Source organism: Klebsiella sp. 141251 (genome assembly GCF_050600725.1).
GTDB lineage: Bacteria > Pseudomonadota > Gammaproteobacteria > Enterobacterales > Enterobacteriaceae > Klebsiella > Klebsiella aerogenes.
On record NZ_JAQIRG010000007.1, the window covers coordinates 79,274 to 94,629 of the forward strand.

The 15,356-nt window shown below is 60.2% G+C and carries 14 protein-coding genes and 1 pseudogene; 5 read left to right on the plus strand and 10 right to left on the minus strand.

The genetic code is table 11. The features are described from left to right. Nucleotide 1: 1 nt before the first annotated feature. The 7 genes and pseudogenes from PGR09_RS16640 to PGR09_RS16670 form a co-directional block, all read right to left on the minus strand. On the minus strand, nt 2-778 hold the full coding sequence (locus PGR09_RS16640; protein WP_320482527.1) for an ABC transporter ATP-binding protein: 777 nt from the start codon (nt 776-778) through the stop codon (nt 2-4). Further along, nucleotides 772-1,767: an ABC transporter permease gene (locus PGR09_RS16645; protein ID WP_047066559.1), complete on the minus strand. Its 996-nt coding sequence runs from the start codon at nt 1,765-1,767 to the stop codon at nt 772-774. The genes PGR09_RS16640 and PGR09_RS16645 overlap by 7 nt, the downstream gene beginning before the upstream one ends. Beyond that, nucleotides 1,748-2,785, minus strand: coding sequence for an ABC transporter substrate-binding protein (locus PGR09_RS16650; protein ID WP_430916321.1), 1,038 nt, complete (start codon nt 2,783-2,785; stop codon nt 1,748-1,750). The genes PGR09_RS16645 and PGR09_RS16650 overlap by 20 nt, the downstream gene beginning before the upstream one ends. Further along, the gene (locus PGR09_RS16655; RefSeq protein WP_047078794.1) at nt 2,782-3,756 is read right to left on the minus strand and encodes an ABC transporter substrate-binding protein; all 975 of its coding nucleotides are present in this window, start codon (nt 3,754-3,756) and stop codon (nt 2,782-2,784) included. Before PGR09_RS16655 ends, PGR09_RS16650 begins: the two co-directional genes overlap by 4 nt. A 5-nt stretch (nt 3,757-3,761) precedes the next feature. Beyond that, the gene (locus PGR09_RS16660; protein ID WP_430916322.1) at nt 3,762-4,913 is read right to left on the minus strand and encodes an acyl-CoA dehydrogenase family protein; all 1,152 of its coding nucleotides are present in this window, start codon (nt 4,911-4,913) and stop codon (nt 3,762-3,764) included. After that, nucleotides 4,891-5,995: pseudogene (locus PGR09_RS16665) on the minus strand (LLM class flavin-dependent oxidoreductase). The gene PGR09_RS16660 and the pseudogene PGR09_RS16665 overlap by 23 nt, the downstream one beginning before the upstream one ends. Before the next feature lie 145 nt (nt 5,996-6,140). After that, nucleotides 6,141-7,034: a LysR family transcriptional regulator gene (locus PGR09_RS16670; RefSeq protein WP_045396152.1), complete on the minus strand. Its 894-nt coding sequence runs from the start codon at nt 7,032-7,034 to the stop codon at nt 6,141-6,143. Nucleotides 7,035-7,141: 107 nt separating this feature from the next. Between PGR09_RS16670 and PGR09_RS16675 the strand changes: the two genes are divergently transcribed. After that, the gene (locus PGR09_RS16675; protein ID WP_045396149.1) at nt 7,142-7,747 is read left to right on the plus strand and encodes a cysteine dioxygenase; all 606 of its coding nucleotides are present in this window, start codon (nt 7,142-7,144) and stop codon (nt 7,745-7,747) included. Next, nucleotides 7,740-9,320: a rhodanese homology domain-containing protein gene (locus PGR09_RS16680; protein ID WP_430916323.1), complete on the plus strand. Its 1,581-nt coding sequence runs from the start codon at nt 7,740-7,742 to the stop codon at nt 9,318-9,320. Before PGR09_RS16675 ends, PGR09_RS16680 begins: the two co-directional genes overlap by 8 nt. 54 nt (nt 9,321-9,374) lie before the next feature. Here PGR09_RS16680 and PGR09_RS16685 read toward each other — a convergent pair whose 3' ends face one another. Together PGR09_RS16685 and PGR09_RS16690 are read right to left on the minus strand one after the other, a co-directional pair. Further along, nucleotides 9,375-10,778 carry a DUF7594 domain-containing protein gene (locus tag PGR09_RS16685; RefSeq protein ID WP_348877074.1) on the minus strand — a complete coding sequence of 468 codons (1,404 nt, stop codon included), beginning with the start codon at nt 10,776-10,778 and terminating at the stop codon, nt 9,375-9,377. A gap of 80 nt (nt 10,779-10,858) precedes the next feature. Further along, entirely contained in the window at nt 10,859-11,578 is a 720-nt protein-coding gene (locus PGR09_RS16690) for a polyphenol oxidase family protein (protein ID WP_316423322.1), read from the minus strand. A gap of 198 nt (nt 11,579-11,776) precedes the next feature. On the opposite strand from PGR09_RS16690, the gene PGR09_RS16695 reads away from it, so the two are divergent. From PGR09_RS16695 to PGR09_RS16705, 3 genes are read left to right on the plus strand one after another with little or no spacing between them, the layout of a single operon-like run. After that, nucleotides 11,777-12,835, plus strand: coding sequence for an ABC transporter substrate-binding protein (locus PGR09_RS16695; protein WP_430916325.1), 1,059 nt, complete (start codon nt 11,777-11,779; stop codon nt 12,833-12,835). Continuing rightward, on the plus strand, nt 12,825-13,832 hold the full coding sequence (locus PGR09_RS16700; protein WP_063415807.1) for a FecCD family ABC transporter permease: 1,008 nt from the start codon (nt 12,825-12,827) through the stop codon (nt 13,830-13,832). The genes PGR09_RS16695 and PGR09_RS16700 overlap by 11 nt, the downstream gene beginning before the upstream one ends. After that, nucleotides 13,829-14,578 carry an ABC transporter ATP-binding protein gene (locus tag PGR09_RS16705; RefSeq protein WP_047046668.1) on the plus strand — a complete coding sequence of 250 codons (750 nt, stop codon included), beginning with the start codon at nt 13,829-13,831 and terminating at the stop codon, nt 14,576-14,578. Before PGR09_RS16700 ends, PGR09_RS16705 begins: the two co-directional genes overlap by 4 nt. On the opposite strand, the gene PGR09_RS16710 is transcribed toward PGR09_RS16705, so the two are convergent. Continuing rightward, nucleotides 14,562-15,305, minus strand: coding sequence for a substrate-binding domain-containing protein (locus PGR09_RS16710; RefSeq protein ID WP_430916326.1), 744 nt, complete (start codon nt 15,303-15,305; stop codon nt 14,562-14,564). The genes PGR09_RS16705 and PGR09_RS16710 overlap by 17 nt on opposite strands. Nucleotides 15,306-15,356 lie beyond the last annotated feature (51 nt).

Consider the following 15,356-nt stretch of genomic DNA (forward strand, 5'->3'; position numbering starts at 1 on the left):
CTTACCAATCCTCTTCCTGGCCGAGGATACGCAAAATATCCTGCCGATGCTGCAATAACAGCGGATTGTCGCGATGGCGGGGAAACGCCAGCGGCAGCGTAAACTCAGCGATAATGCGCCCCGGCCGCGGCGACATCACCAGCACTCTCTCGCATAGCAGCAGCGCTTCTTCGATATCATGAGTGACCAGCAGGCTGGTATAACCCTGCTGCTGCCATAGCGCAATCAGTTCGCGCTGCATGCTGATGCGGGTGAGCGAATCCAGCTTACCCAGCGGCTCATCAAGCAGCAGTAAACGCGGTTCATTGAGCAACGCGCGCGCCAGCGCCGCACGCTGCGCCATCCCGCCGGAAAGCTGCCGCGGCCACGCCTCGCTGAACGCCTGCAGCCCGATGCGTGAAATCAACGCATCGGCCTTCGGCTCCAGCCCCTTTTTCCCCTGCGCCTGCGGCCCCAGCAGCACGTTCTGCCGCACCGTCAGCCACGGATAAAGCGTCGGATCCTGGAAAACGAGGATCCGTTCCGGCCCCGGTCCGCCCATCGCCGCATCGTCAATCTCAATATGCCCGCTTTGCTGCGGCTCCAGCCCCGCCAGCAGGCGCAGCAGCGTCGATTTACCGCATCCTGAAGGGCCAAGCAGCGCAACGCTCTCGCCTGGCCGCAGCTGCAGGCTGATATTTTCCAGCACCGGCACCGTCTGTTTGCCCAACGTAAACGCATGATGAAGATGACCTACCGCCACCGCCGCACCGGTCGAAATTGTCTGGGCACTTACCATTGCATTCCTCCGCGCTGCCAGCTCAGCAGCCGATCGCGAATCATAAATAGCCCGCTAATCAGGCCGGAACATAGCAACGCCATCACGAATAGCGCCGCGTACATATTCGGATAGGCCGCCCAGCCCTGCGCCCACTGTAGATAAAAACCGATCCCGGATTTGACGCCGACCATTTCGGCGACAATCAGCACCGAAAACGACGCGCCAAGCCCCATAAACAAGCCGACAAACACGTTCGGCAGGGCGGCGGGGATCGCCACGCGCAGGATCAGAAATCGCTGGCTGGCTCCCAGCGTTCGCGCCACGTCATACCACGCTTTATCGATACCGATGACCCCGGACCAGGTCAATACCGTGACCGGGAACCAGGTGCTGAGCGCAATCAAAAATACGCTGGCGCCGAAGCTTGAAGGAAAGATAAACAGGCATAGCGGCAGCAGCGCGGTGGAAGGCACCGGCCCCAGCAGGCGTAAAATCGGATGCACCCAATAACCAATACGCTGAGACCAGCCAATCGCCAGCCCGCTGATAAACCCGCAGCTGGTGCCAAGCAGCACTCCGAGCCCGAGCAGCCCCAGCGAATGCAACAGGCTATCAAGCAGCCGCGGCCAGTCATCGTGCAGCACTTCAACCAGCGCCTGCGGCGGAGCGAAAAACGGCACCGGCAACAACGCCGTTTTGGCCGTTAGCCCTTCCCATAGCGCGAAGAGCACCGGCAGCAGCGCCAGCCATTTCCCGGCACGCTGCAAACGCGCCCCCCGCTGCCGCCAGTAACGGTAACTCAGTGTCAGTAACAGCAGGCCGCCGCCGAGAGTGAACTGCGCCAGCGCCCACTCCTCGCTAAACGGCCAGCGCCGACCGGCATCGGGCCAGGCCTGCGTGAACAGGCCGCCCAGTAGCCATAGCGCGGCGGCAAGCCCGCCCTCCGTCCAGAGCAGAGCGCCGGGCCCCGGTCGGGCGAGCGCGCGATCAGGCGAAAACGTTGACATAAATACTCTCCGCAAACTGATGAGGATCGGTTCCCGGTTTGATGACCTGTACCCGCTGCAGATCCACGGCATACTGCGTCAGCTCTTTAACAAAAGCCTCGCCCACCGCATGATGGCCGTGCCCCTGGCCGTGAAGAATGCCGCTCACCTCCGCTTCGTTAGTGTTTAGCGCATGGGCGAGAAAAGATTGCGCCACGCTTTCCGGATGCGCGGCGGCATAACTGTGCGCTTCCAGAATCGCCTGGGTAAGCGCGGCCGCCGCCGGTTTATGATCGCGCGCAAGGGAGCCGCTGACGCCCAGCACGCAGCAGCTAAGGTTGGCGTAATCGCCGGTCATATTGCTGGCGATTAGCTGATATTTGCCGGTTTCCAGCAGGCGATAGCTGAAGGGTTCGCTGCCGCTGATGGCGGCGATTTCGCGTTTATCCAGCGCCACGCTGAGCAGGTCGGCCGGATAGACTTTCCACTGCACATCGCTAATCGGGTCGATACCGTGGCGTTTCAGCAAGATGGCGAAGAAGTTTTTATCCGGCCCGGCCATATCGGTGACGCCAATGGTTTGCCCTTTCAGACTCTCCAGCGCGCTAAAAGGCGAGTTTTTGGCCGTCAGCAGATTCAGGCAGCCGCCGTGCGTCCCGGCGGTGAGCTTGACATCAAAGCCCTGCTCCAGCGCCTTCAGCCAGCGTAGCGCCATGCCGACCCCGGCGTCGGCCTTGCCGGTGGCAATCGCTTCCAGCAGTACATCCGTCGAATTACCGAAGTTAACAAACTCAACGTCGAGATTATATTTACTAAAAATCTTCTGCTGCTCCGCGACGGCGACCGGCGCCAGGCACACCGCGCTTTTGCTGATCGCCAGCTTGATTTTGTAAGGCTGCGCCAGACGCAGCGCCGGATGTTCATCGCCGCTCGCCATCTCCGCCATATCGTGAGCCCATAGCGGCGCAGACGCCCCGGCCAGCGCCAGACCGCCGGTAAACTGTAAGAAACGACGACGGGTAAAACGTGTGGTCATCATGGCGCCGCCTCCGCATGAACCGGCGCGACGGGCACGCTGAAGCCGTTATCAAATGTCGGCGTTACATTGAGCTTTGCGCGAATGAGGCCGTTAGCAAGATAAAAGTCCGCCGTCGACTGCTGCTGGGCGACCGTCGGCGCGTCCAGCCGCTGCCACTGCGACTGGCGGTTGGCAAACTGCGCGCGGGCGATCTCCGCCGGGAAGCGAATGATCTCCCCCAGCGTTTTGCCATAGCTATCGAGATTGGCATAAGCCCAACGCTCGGCGCCGGCCAGTCGGGTGAGATAATCCTGAAGCGCCGCGCGCTTTTGCGGATCCTTCAGCGCATTATCGGTGGCGGCCAGGAAGGTATTACCCGGCAGCAGCCCTTTGCCGCTCACCAGAATCTGCCCTTCGGCGGTTTTCACCAACTGCGTGGTATAGGGCTCCCAGGTCGCCCAGGCATCTACCGAACCGTTAAGCAGCGCGACTTTCGCATCCACCGGGCCAAGGAATACCCACTGCACATCCTTCGGCGAAATCCCCGCCTGCTCCAGCGCTTTCAGCGCCACAAAATGGCCAATCGATCCTTTACCGGTGGCAATGCGTTTACCTTTTAGATCCGACGCGCTTTTTAACGCGCTGCCGGGCGGCACCAGCACGGCGGTCCCCGCCGGGTTGCTCTTATCGACGGCAATCGCTTTTACCGGCGCGCCGTTCGCCAGCGCGAACAGCAGCGGCGCATCGCCGATAATCCCCACGTCAACCGCGCCGGCGTTGAGCGCTTCAGCCAGCGGCGCGGCGGCAGGAAACTCGGCCCATTTAATATCGTAAGCGAGGTTTTGCAAGGCGTTAGCAGCTTCCAGTTGCGACCGCATGCCGCCTTTTTGATCGGCAATTCGCAGGGTGATTCTTTCCTGAGCCGCAACATAGCCGCTCAGCGTCAATAGCATTAGCGCCCCGGCTATGCGGGTAAAATGAGGTATGCGCATCTGAATTATCCTTGTTGTTGAAAAGCGTGTTTACCCGCCGCCTGCCACGCGCTGTCGTTCTGCGGCGTATGTACCCGCCCGCACAGGACGTTGCGATAGTGGCGTTCCAGAGGATTTTGCCGGCTTAAACCATGATTACCGGTGAGTTCAAGCGCCAGGTTGACCGCCTGAATGGCGTTATCGGTGACAGTGACTTTCGCCAGATTGGCCTCAATAGCGGAAAAGCCCAGCTCCGAGGCATTTTCCAGCAGCGCGCGGTTAACCAGCAGCAGCCCCTCTATCTGCCCCACTTTTTCCTGTACCCGCGGCAGACTGGAAAGCGGTTGTCCAAGATTGACGGGGACCCGCGCACCCAGCCACGCGACAAGCCAGTCGCGCGCCGCGCGGGCCACGCTATCGTAAATCGCCGCCAGCAACGCCGTATGACGGTTGGCAAACAGACGAAACTGTTCGGCGTCCGCCGCGGGCGGCTCGTCGGCGGGCCAAACGTCTACCGCGTGCCCGGCGGATACCTGCACGTTTTTCAGCACCACCTCGTGACTGCCGGTGGCCCGCATGCCGAGGTGATCCCAGCTTTTCACTACGCTGATGCCCTCGCTGTCGGCAGGAACCAGCCAGCTACCGACCAGCGGCGGATTGTCGTCGCTACGCGCCCACAGCGCCAGCCAGCTCAACCCTTCGATCCCGGTGGTATAAATTTTGTGGCCGTTAATCAGCCAGCCCCGGCTGTTCCGGCTGGCTATCGTTTGCGGCAGACCGCCGCGCGCCGGAGAGCCCAGATCCGGCTCGACGCGCAGGCTATTCATCAACCCGCCGTTTGTGAGCGCATCATCAAACACGCGCTGGCGTAGCGGCTCAGCCCAATGGACATTTTCCGCCAGCCGCAGATGATGCAGGTACTGCATGCAGACAATCAGCGCGGTCGCCGGTTCGCCCCAGGCGATGGCGGCAATGGCCTGTTGCAGCTTGGCTAAACTGGCGCCTGGTCCGCCGTACTGCTGCGGTACGGCAAGGCTTAAAAACCCGCGTCGGCGCAGAACGTCAATATTGCGATGGGGAAAATCGCCGCTGGCATCAAGGCTGGCCGCCTCCTCCGTCATCAGATGGCGGATCTCCGCGAGCTGCCGCACCCAGTCATCGCTGGGGTGAGGCCTCATGATGCGCGCTCCGCCACGGCGCGCAGCGCGGCTTTTTCGCGGGTGATCGGCAGCAGCGCTTTGCCATACTCCTGCGCATCGTTCAGCGGGTCGAATCCGCGGATCAGGAAGTTACGTACGCCGAGGTCGTAGTAGTCGAGCAGCGCATCGGCCACCTGTTCCGGCGTGCCGACCAGCGCGGTGGAATTGTGGCCGCCGCCCACCAGCTGCGCGATGCCGGTCCACAGGCGTTTATCCACCACCTTACCCTGCGCCGCCGTGGCCCGCAGACGCTGCGCGCCAACGCTATCGGGCTTGGCTTTAAAGCCCCCCTCACTCTGCGCCGCCCGCTCGGTGGCGACATGCAGAATATGTTCGGCCTTCTCCCAGGCTTCCGCTTCGCTATCGGCGATAATCGGCCGGAACGACACGCTGAAATCGATCTCGCGCTGATGTTTTGCCGCTTCCGCCCGTACCCGCTGGATAGTTTCCGCCGTTTGCGCCAGCGACTCCCCCCATAGCGCGAAGACGTTAGCGTGTTTACCGGCCACCGTAATCGCCGCTTCCGACGAACCGCCGAAATAGAGGGGAATATGCGGTTTCTGCAGCGGGCGAATAGCTGACCAGGCCTGTTGCGCCTGATAAAAATCATTGTCGATGTCCACCGGCTGTTCGGCGGTCCAGACCTGGCGGATGGTATCGAGGAAGGCGTCGGTGCGCGCATAGCGCTGGTCGTGGTCGAGATAATCGCCGTCACGGCGCTGCTCGGCGTCATTGCCGCCGCTGATGATATGTACCGCCAGCCGGCCGCCAAGCAGATGTTCAAGGGTGGCGAATTTACGCGCGGCGAGAGTTGGCGAGACAAAACCGGGACGGTGCGCCAGCAGGAAAGCTATCTTTTGCGTCGACAACCCCGCCAGCGCGGTCACCAAAAAGCCGTCGGGTTGATCGGACCAGTGCCCCACCAGCAGGCGGTCAAAACCCGCGGCTTCATGTGTTTGCGCGAAGCGCACAATATAATCACGGTCAAAAATCGGCCCTACCGGGGCGATGGTTTCCGACGACAGGCGGTGGCCGATCATGCCGAGAAACTGAATGCTCATACAGAACTCCTGGTAGTAAGGTAATGAATGGGCCGCGGCGGCGGCGCGTTTTCATTACCCTATACACAGGCTCTTAATGAGCAAAATGCATTTTTATCATAACTTAATATGCAAGATAAGCATTTATAAAAATAACATATATGTATCAGTCAGATGCATTAAGTTGCTGGACCACTTTACCGGCGAAAAAAGTCAGCGGCTGGCTGAGGTTAGCCAGATTCTGCGCCTGTACCAGCCACAGATGCACTTGCGGCTGAAAATCCGCGAGCGCAAGCGTGGACACTTCATCGCGCCACGGGCTGGCGGCCAGCGCGGCGCGAGGCACCAGGCCAAGCCCCAGCCCCTGCGCCACCAGGCTGATTTGCAACTGGGCGCCGGCGGTCTCGACGTTCAGCGCCAGCCGCAGCCCCTGCGAGTGCAGTTCGCGGATTAGCCCGGCCCGCAGGCCGCAGCCGTCGGGATTGAGTATCCAGCCTCGCTGCGCACAGTCGCGCAGCGCTCCGGCGTGCAGTCGCCAGCTTTTCGCCGCGATGACCACGATATCCAGCGGACACAGCAGTCTCCCGCTGTAGCCGTCAGCAAAGCGCTGCTGTTGTGGTCCCATCGCCAGCACGCCATCCAGTTCGACGCTCTCCAGCCGTTTTTGCAGCAGCCCGCTCCAGCCGCAGGTCACCTGCGGCTCAAGGGCCGGGAACTGCTGGCGTAGCGCGCTCAGCGCCGGCTGGAGGGCGATTTCCGCCACGCTCTGCGGCACGCCGAGACGCAGAACGCCCTGCGGCTCCGCCTCCGGATCGAGCAGCCCGTACAGCTTTTTGGTTTCCCGCTTGATGCTCAGGCACTGCTCATACACCCGATGTCCGGCGGCGGTGAGCGTCAGGGGCCGGGTCTGGCGCTCCAGCAGCGTCACATTGAGGGTTTGCTCCAGACGCTGAAGCCGACGGGTAATCGCCGATTGGGTAATGCCAAGGTATTCCGCCGCCTGATTCAGAGAGGAAAACTGCACGGTAGCCAGCAGAGCATCAATGTCATCGATACGCATACAATCCTTAATGTGATTTTTGCATATTAATATATGCGGAAATTGCATTTTAATTATATTAACGCCTTTGCTAGCGTAATGACCAGTCCCGACCACAGGAAATCACCATGACCGCACCGCGAGTGGAAAAATTACGCCAGTTCATTCAAGACCTTGATGCCCTGCATCGCCAGTTTACCGATGAGGCCACCCTGCTCGACGCCGTCGCCGTGCGCCTGGCTTCGCTGGTGCAAAAAGATGACTGGTTGCCGGAAGAGTACACCCTGCCGCATCCCCACCACTATCAGCAGTATTTGCTGCATGTCGATTCCGGCCAACGCTTTTCGATTGTCAGCTTCGTCTGGGGACCGGGGCAATCGACGCCTATCCACGACCATCGGGTATGGGGGGCCATCGGTATGTTGCGCGGCGCGGAGGAAAATCAGCGCTATCGACTCGACGAGCGCGGTTTACCGATCGCCAATGGTCCTGCTGAACGGCTTTCTGCCGGCAAAGTAGAAAAAGTCTCTTCCCGCGATGGCGATATTCATCGGGTGAGTAACGCGCTCGCGGACCACGTCTCAATCAGTATTCACGTCTATGGCGCTAACATCGGCGGCGTCAGGCGTGCGGTTTATAGCGCGGATGGGATCGCCAAACCTTTCGTCTCCGGTTACTCCAACCGTCACTTGCCCAATATCTGGGATCTCTCAAAGGATAATTCATATGCCTGATTACAATTACCGCCAGCCAGCCGAGGTCCGCCAGGCGCTGATCGATGGCGCGGAAGTGGCGCTCATCGATGTTCGCGAAGAGGCCGCATTTGCCACTAACCATCCGCTGTTTGCCGCTAATTTGCCGCTCAGCAAGCTGGAGCTGGAGATTTTTCGCCGCGTACCGCGCCTGACGACGCCAATTACCCTCTACGACAATGGCGAAGGTCTCGCGGAGCAGGCCGTTAAGCGGCTGCAACGCTGGGGCTATCAGGATGTTGCGCTACTGGCAGGCGGCCTGACGGGCTGGCAGCGTAGCGGCGGCGAGCTCTTTCAGGACGTTAACTCACCGAGCAAAGCGTTCGGCGAGCTGGTAGAGAGCGAGCGCCAGACACCCTCGTTGAGCGCCGAGGAAGTGAAGGCGCTGATCGAGGGTCCACAGCCGGTCGTGGTGGTCGATGCGCGTCGTTTTGATGAATATCAAACGATGAATATTCCCGGCAGCATCAGCGTGCCCGGCGGCGAGCTGGCGTTACGCATCGAAGGCCTGCTGCCATCGCAGCAAACGCCGGTTATCGTTAATTGCGCCGGCCGTACCCGCAGCATTATCGGCAGCCAATCGCTACGTAATGCCGGTTTAGCCAATCCGGTTTACGCGCTGCGCAACGGCACCATCGGCTGGACCTTAGCCGGACTGGAGCTCGAGCACGGCCAGCAGCGGCGCTACGACGCCGATTTCCGCGCCTCAGCGCAACGCGTGGCTGCAGTGACGCAGTTGGCCGAGCGCGCTGGCGTGGCCTTCATTGATGCCCCTACTTTAGCCCGCTGGCAACAGCAGCCGAGCCGCACCACCTATCTGTTTGATGTTCGCAGCCCCGAGGAGTATGCCGCAGGCCATCTGCCGCACAGCGTGAATGCCCCCGGCGGCCAGCTGGTGCAGGAAACCGATCATTATGCCAGCGTACGCGGAGCGCGGATTGTGCTGGTCGCCGATGATGAGATACGCGCGCCGATCGCGGCGTCCTGGCTGGCGCAGATGGGCTGGGAAGTGGCGGTATTACGCGATGTCCGCGTGGAGCAATTGAGCGAACGCGGCGTTCCGCCCGCCAACGTACCGCCGGCACCGCGGGCTGAGGAGATAACCCCAGCGCAGTTAGCGGAACAATTGCGCGAACCCGGCACCGTGGTACTGGATTTCACCACCAGCGCGAACTATGTCGCGCGGCATATCCCCGGCGCCTGGTGGCTGGTGCGTTCACAGCTGCGTCAGGCGCTGGAAGTCATCCCTCCCGCCGAACGTTACGTTGTCACATGCGGCAGTAGTCTGCTGGCCCGCTACGCCGCGCCTGAAGTCGCGGCATTGACCGGTAAGGCGGTACAGCTGTTAAGCGGCGGGACGCTGGCGTGGATTAATGCCGGGCTGGCGCTGGAACAGGGCGAAACGCATCTAGCGACAGCACGCAGCGATCGCTACCGACGGCCATATGAAGGAACCGATAACACCGCAGAGACGATGCAGGCTTATCTCGACTGGGAGTTTGGCCTGGTGGAACAGCTGGCGCGCGATGGCACCCACGGCTTTAAGGTGTTGTAGGTTAAAAACCCGGTGGCGACATCGCCACCGGGAATAACTTACCTTTATTGTGAATTAAATTTCCGGGGTGGTTTTAAAACCAACCAGCATCAGGATCGGCTGCTTCTGCGCCGATGCGGCGTCAAACTGATAGTGGTTACCCTGACGATCGCCGCCGATGTACCAGGAGATCTCGGTTTTCCCTTCCGCCAGCGCTTTACGTACCGCTTTATCGATATCCACCATCCGATACTCACGTGATGAATTGAGATACAGTTGAGCATCTGAATTGTAGCTGCAGGTCGGGCGATGCTTCCAGGTCACGCTCGCCGCGCTCCAGTCATTACTGGCCGGGTAGAAGAAGATCTGGTCCGCGCCGTTGGTTTCAACCTTACCGCCGTACAGACGCAGGCGATATTTAAACAGCGACGCATCCTGATCTTTAGGCAGCGCCGGGATTTTAAACTTCACCAGGGTGAGGGTTTCCGGGTTGCTGGTGCGGCCGCCGTTCTTCCAGTTATCGGAAATTTGCAGCGCTTCGGGCGCGCCGAAGTTAACATTCGGCTGCGCGCTCTCAACCACCGCGTTTTCTTCCGCCAGCGAGAAGCTATAAGGCACGTTGGTACCGCAATCCATGCCTTCATTCATACAGTGTTCGGTCATGAAGTGCGCCCCTTCTACCGTCCAGCCGTTCATGAAATCAGCATGGGCGGTATAGATGCTGCCCCACTTCTCTTCACGTTTATCACCATTCATAACCGGGTCCATCGACAGCTCAATTTTCGCCGTGTCCAGAGACGTAATCTGCGGCAGTACGTAGGCGATATTCATATTGACCGTCGGGATTTTTACCGGATAGTCGGCCGGGCAGGCGCCGTTGACATCATAAGCGGCATTGCTGTGGTCATGGCTCGGCTTGAGGTTAACGCCGTCCCAGCAGTTGGGGAACTGAATACCGATATTAAACTGCACCGCATCTCCCGCTTTACGCAGGCCGCAAACCTCACCGGCTTTGTTGCTATAGCCTTTACCGTTGGCGCACAGGAAGGTTATCCGCGAGCTCGGCGCGGAGCCGTGGTGATCGCCAGCCAGCAGCTCCAGCCCCGACGGGAAAGGATGCAGCGGATACCGTTCGACTTTGGTCGCCTGATAATAGGTTTTCTGATAAGCCGGAGTGACAATTTGTCCATCCGGCAACTTCATCGACGGCGCCCAGTAAGCAGAACTGTCGGCCTTGTTATCACAGGTGGTTTCCGGCTGCGCGCGCAGAGTCTGATAGGTTGAGACCGCGTCGGTGTGGATATTGCCGAAGAAATCATGCCACATCGCCTGGTTTGGCATACCGAACATCATAATCGCGTCGTCGCCAAGGGTGTGGCTGTAGCCGCATACCGCCTGGGCTTGCGGTCCTGCATGGGCGGAAAAAGCGCTGGCGGCCAGCAGCGGGGTCAGGGCCAGTACAACTGAGTTAGCTTTCATTTTACGATCCTCCTTGTTTGAAGGACCGTAGAGATAGCAAGCGTGCGCCGATGTTACACATCAGCAAACATCATTTTATCTCATTCGCGCATAATCCATGAATACTGGAAGGTTTTGGCCGCCGGAAAATGGGTGCGCCGACGGTAGGAGCCGAGCGCCTGCGGCGTGCAGTAGGTACAGCTCCCCAGCCATTCGGTATTTTCCGCCGCCACCCCGGCCTGTTGCAGCACCCGTTGCGCCAGCGCGCGGAGATCGAACCACAGATTATCGCTACCGCTAGCCCGCGCTTGCCCCGCTTCTGGCGGAGCGAGGCGCTGATGAAAGAGCTCGTCGCTGTAGCGTCGTATCAATTCGCCCGCCGGCATGGTCAACAGCGTTTGATAAAACTCGGCCGAAACCTCATAGCAGCAGGCGTGAATATGCGGCCCGCAGACCACCACTATTTCTTCTGGCGCCACCTGATGCTGGTGAAACAGCGCCAGGCTGTTTTCAATAATGCCGCTCGCCGCTCCGCGCCAGCCGGCATGCACGCTGCAAACATAGCGCCCATCCCGCGAGGCCATCAATAACGGTAAACAGTCGGCGGTAACGACGCCGACCTTTTGCCCACGCAGGGCCGTAAACACCGCATCGGCGTGCGGCCGCTCTGCCTGCGGCCCCTGATAGTGATGAACCACATTGCCGTGCACCAACTTCACCGGCGCCATTTCGCTGTACGGAAAGGCGGCGGTTTCGTGCACATCAAGAAAAGCGTAGCGAATACCGGGGATATCACTTAATAAGCGGGATGGATAAGACATAACGGCGCGTAAATAAATTGGTGGTGGATTTACCGTAGGCCAAAGCCCATCGATACGCAAGATGTGGATGCTTTGTTCCCGGCGGGACCTCAAGCTCGCTGCCGGCCATAACAAGGTGGGAACGCAGTAATTATTTGCACCCGGCACCGCTATATAATTTAATATACATCGATTATTCTTATCCAACCGGGTCAATCCATGTCACCACACCGTTTACTTTTGGCGCTGACGTTGTGCTGCGCCAGCCTGTTCACCAGCCAGGCTTTTGCCGAGCGCACCGTCACCGACCAGCTGGGCCGCCAGGTTACGCTGCCGGATCACATCACCCGCGCGGTTGTCCTGCAGCACCAGACGCTTAATCTCCTGGTCCAGTTGAATGCCGCCGACGATATCGTTGGCGTGTTAAGCAGCTGGAAAAAACAGCTCGGGCCGCAGTTTTTCCGCTTTATGCCCACTATTGAAAAGCTGCCGACGCCGGGCGATTTAACTCAGGTCAATATCGAAAGCCTGCTGGCACTGCATCCGCAGGTGGTGTTCGTCGCTAACTACGCGCCGCAGGCGATGATCCAGCAGATCCAAAACGCCGGGGTTCCGGTCGTCGCGATATCCCTGCGTCAGGACGCGGCGGGTGAGAAAAACAAAATGAACCCGACAATGGCCAATGAAGAACAGGCCTATAACGACGGCCTTAAACAGGGGATCCGCCTGATTGGCGAAGTGGTCGAACGCCAAAGCCAGGCCGAAGCGCTGATTGATTACACCTTCGCGGCGCGGGCAGAAGCTAACGCCCCGGTCGCCGCTATCCCTGACAGCCAGCGGGTGCGCGTGTACATGGCCAACCCGGACCTCAACACCTACGGTTCCGGCAAATATACCGGGCTGATGATGAAGCATGCCGGAGCGCTAAACGTCGCCGCCGCCACGGTCAAGGGCGCACGCCAGGTCTCGCTGGAACAGATTCTGCAATGGAACCCTGAGGTTATCTTCGTCCAGGACCGCTATCCGCAGGTGGTCAAACAGATTGAAAACGACCCGCAATGGCAAGCGATAGACGCGGTGAAAAACCACCGCGTATGGCTGATGCCGGAATACGCCAAGGCCTGGGGCTATCCGATGCCGGAGGCGTTGGCGATAGGCGAGCTGTGGATGGCGAAAAAGCTCTATCCTTCCCGCTACCGGAATGTCGATGTCGATGCCAAAGCGCAGGATTACTATCAACGCTTCTACCGCGTGAAATGGACGCCGAATGCGCAGTAACCTTCACTGGGCGCTGCTGCACGGCGGGCTGGCGGCGGCGACGCTATTTATCGCTATCGCCTCACTATGCCTGGGGCAGTACCACCTCAGCCTGAATGAGGTCCTTCATGAGCTTACCCATGGCGCGCCCGGCAGCGGCGTCGCCGGGCAGATCGTCTGGTCAGTCAGACTTCCCAGGGTAGCGATGGCGCTGCTGGCCGGCGGCTCGCTGGGGCTATGCGGTGCGACGTTACAGGGCGTATTCCATAACCCGCTGGTCGACCCGCATATCATCGGGGTAACCTCCGGCTCCGCCTTCGGCGGCACGCTTGCTATCCTGCTGGGCTTCGACATCGTATCGATGATGGGTTGCACCTTCTTCTTCGGCCTCGCCGCGCTGGCGCTGGTTTATCTCATCGCCACGCTGCAGGGGCGTGAAAACACGCTGGCGCTGATCCTTTCCGGCATTATTCTCAGCGGTTTCTTTGCCGCGCTGGTCAGCCTGATGCAGTACCTTGCCGATACGGAAGAAACCCTGCCGAATATCGTTTTCTGGCTGCTCGGCAGCTTTGCCACCGCCAACTGGCATAAAGTGCTGTCCATGGCGCTGCCGGTCGCCGTCGCCGCCGTTATCCTGCTAAAGCTGCGCTGGCGTATCAACCTGCTGGCGCTGGAGGATAAAGATGCGCGCGGTCTTGGCGTTTCGGTGGTCAAGTTGCGCCGCGGAGTGTTGGTCTGCTGCGCGGTGCTGGTCGCCGCCCAGGTCGCGGTCAGCGGCAGCATCGCCTGGGTCGGGCTGGTTATTCCGCATCTGGCGCGACTGCTTGTCGGCGCCGATCACCGCCGCCTGCTGCCAACGGCATTCTGGCTAGGCGGCGCGTTTATGGTGGTGGTGGACGACCTGGCGCGCACGTTAACCCAGGCGGAGATTCCGATTGGCATTATTACCGCCCTGCTCGGCGCGCCGCTGTTTACCCTTTTACTGATTCAGTCCCAACGCCGCGGTGTGGCCCAATGAACATTTCATTATCACTGAACGCCCTGCGCTACGGCCATCGTCAGCCGCTCTTCGCCCCGCTGTCCATGCAGTGCCGTCACGGGGAAATCTGGGCGATACTGGGCGCCAACGGTCGCGGCAAAAGTACGCTACTGGATACCCTGACCGGCGTCCTGCCGCCGCTCGGCGGGCAGTTTAACGTAGAAGGCGGCATCGCCATCGTGCCGCAATCGTTCCGCCCGGCGTTTGGCTGGCGGGTACGCGATGTGGTGCTGATGGGCCGCGCGCGACTCGTCGATCTGTTCGCGCAGCCGGGGCCGGAAGATGAGCGGGAGGTTCAACAGGCGCTGGCGCTGCTGGGGATCGCCGCATTGGCCAATCAGGTGTTTCGCGCTCTGTCCGGCGGCCAGCAGCAGTTGGTGCTCATTGCCCGCGCGCTGGTCGGCGCCAGTCAAAATATTCTGTTAGACGAACCCTGTTCGGCGCTGGATCTGGCTAATCAACAGGTTGTATTACAGCTGATTAGCAATCTTGCTCATCGGCAGAGGCGCACCGTGGTATTCACCACCCATGACCCGACTCATGCTCTGCAGATAGCCAGCCACACCCTGCTGCTGTTGCCCGGCGGCGAATGGCTGGCGGGAGAGTCGTTCGCGGTACTCAGCGAAGCGAACCTGCAGCGTGCCTACGGCCTGCCGGTTCACAAAATCGACCATCCCGGTAGCGCAGTGCCGTTACTGGCGCCGCAGTTTACGATCCATCGCTAACGGTCAAAAATCCTGCCGCGCGCAGAAACATCTGCCCTTCTTCTGCGGTTATATAGCGCCGTAGCTGCCGCGCGGCAGCGCTCTCCTCAATTTGCGCCAGCTGATACTCGCAGCGAATGTTCCACGGCTCGGGAATCAGTAGCGTGCGAAACTGCGCGCTCTCCGTCATCTGAACCGCATAGTGGGCGTAGCCGATAAACAGGTCGGCAAAGTCTTCGCCAATTAGCCATGCCCCTGCGGTAGCGCCCGACGGTACAGTGAGCGACGCCCGACCGCCGACCAGCTGCTGCGCCCGGGCCATCAACGTCCGTCCGAGGCCCGGATAGCTGGCCTCAAGACGGGCAAAAAGCTGCCAGGTGTAATCGCCGGAAGGATCGCAGCCCGGCGTCGAGGTCGCCAGCCGCAGCCGAGAATCGTGCAGTAACGCCAGCCAGTCAGCGCGATCGGTATCAGGCGTGCGGCGCACGGTCAGCATCAGTCGGTTAGCGGCAAACGAACAGCAGTTTATCGCAAGCCCGGCCTGCAGCAGCGCCTGAGGGTGTTCGGTATTCGCACTGGCGAACAGCGAGCAGCGTTCGCCGCCTTCAATGCGTTCGCGCAGCAGACCAGCCGGGCCGAACTGCGCCTCGACCAGAATGCCGCTAAGCTGCTGAAATCGCGCCAGCAGCGGGAGGAAAGCGCTTTTCAGGCTTCCCGCCGCCAACAGCGTCAATGAAGTGGTCATCACAACAATCGCTATAAAGATGAGAATATAGCGCTAGGGTAACGCCTTTTTTGC

What these genes read in the sequence shown, in the direction of transcription:
- PGR09_RS16685 (WP_348877074.1), bottom strand. Translation starts at nt 10,778, where the DNA reads ATGAAAGCTAACTCAGTTGTACTGGCCCTGACCCCGCTGCTGGCCGCC.
- PGR09_RS16650 (WP_430916321.1), bottom strand. Translation starts at nt 2,785, where the DNA reads ATGATGACCACACGTTTTACCCGTCGTCGTTTCTTACAGTTTACCGGC.
- PGR09_RS16705 (WP_047046668.1), top strand. Translation starts at nt 13,829, where the DNA reads ATGAACATTTCATTATCACTGAACGCCCTGCGCTACGGCCATCGTCAG.
- PGR09_RS16675 (WP_045396149.1), top strand. Translation starts at nt 7,142, where the DNA reads ATGACCGCACCGCGAGTGGAAAAATTACGCCAGTTCATTCAAGACCTT.
- PGR09_RS16680 (WP_430916323.1), top strand. Translation starts at nt 7,740, where the DNA reads ATGCCTGATTACAATTACCGCCAGCCAGCCGAGGTCCGCCAGGCGCTG.
- PGR09_RS16700 (WP_063415807.1), top strand. Translation starts at nt 12,825, where the DNA reads ATGCGCAGTAACCTTCACTGGGCGCTGCTGCACGGCGGGCTGGCGGCG.
- PGR09_RS16655 (WP_047078794.1), bottom strand. Translation starts at nt 3,756, where the DNA reads ATGCGCATACCTCATTTTACCCGCATAGCCGGGGCGCTAATGCTATTG.
- PGR09_RS16640 (WP_320482527.1), bottom strand. Translation starts at nt 778, where the DNA reads ATGGTAAGTGCCCAGACAATTTCGACCGGTGCGGCGGTGGCGGTAGGT.
- PGR09_RS16670 (WP_045396152.1), bottom strand. Translation starts at nt 7,034, where the DNA reads ATGCGTATCGATGACATTGATGCTCTGCTGGCTACCGTGCAGTTTTCC.
- PGR09_RS16695 (WP_430916325.1), top strand. Translation starts at nt 11,777, where the DNA reads ATGTCACCACACCGTTTACTTTTGGCGCTGACGTTGTGCTGCGCCAGC.
- PGR09_RS16660 (WP_430916322.1), bottom strand. Translation starts at nt 4,913, where the DNA reads ATGAGGCCTCACCCCAGCGATGACTGGGTGCGGCAGCTCGCGGAGATC.
- PGR09_RS16645 (WP_047066559.1), bottom strand. Translation starts at nt 1,767, where the DNA reads ATGTCAACGTTTTCGCCTGATCGCGCGCTCGCCCGACCGGGGCCCGGC.
- PGR09_RS16690 (WP_316423322.1), bottom strand. Translation starts at nt 11,578, where the DNA reads ATGTCTTATCCATCCCGCTTATTAAGTGATATCCCCGGTATTCGCTAC.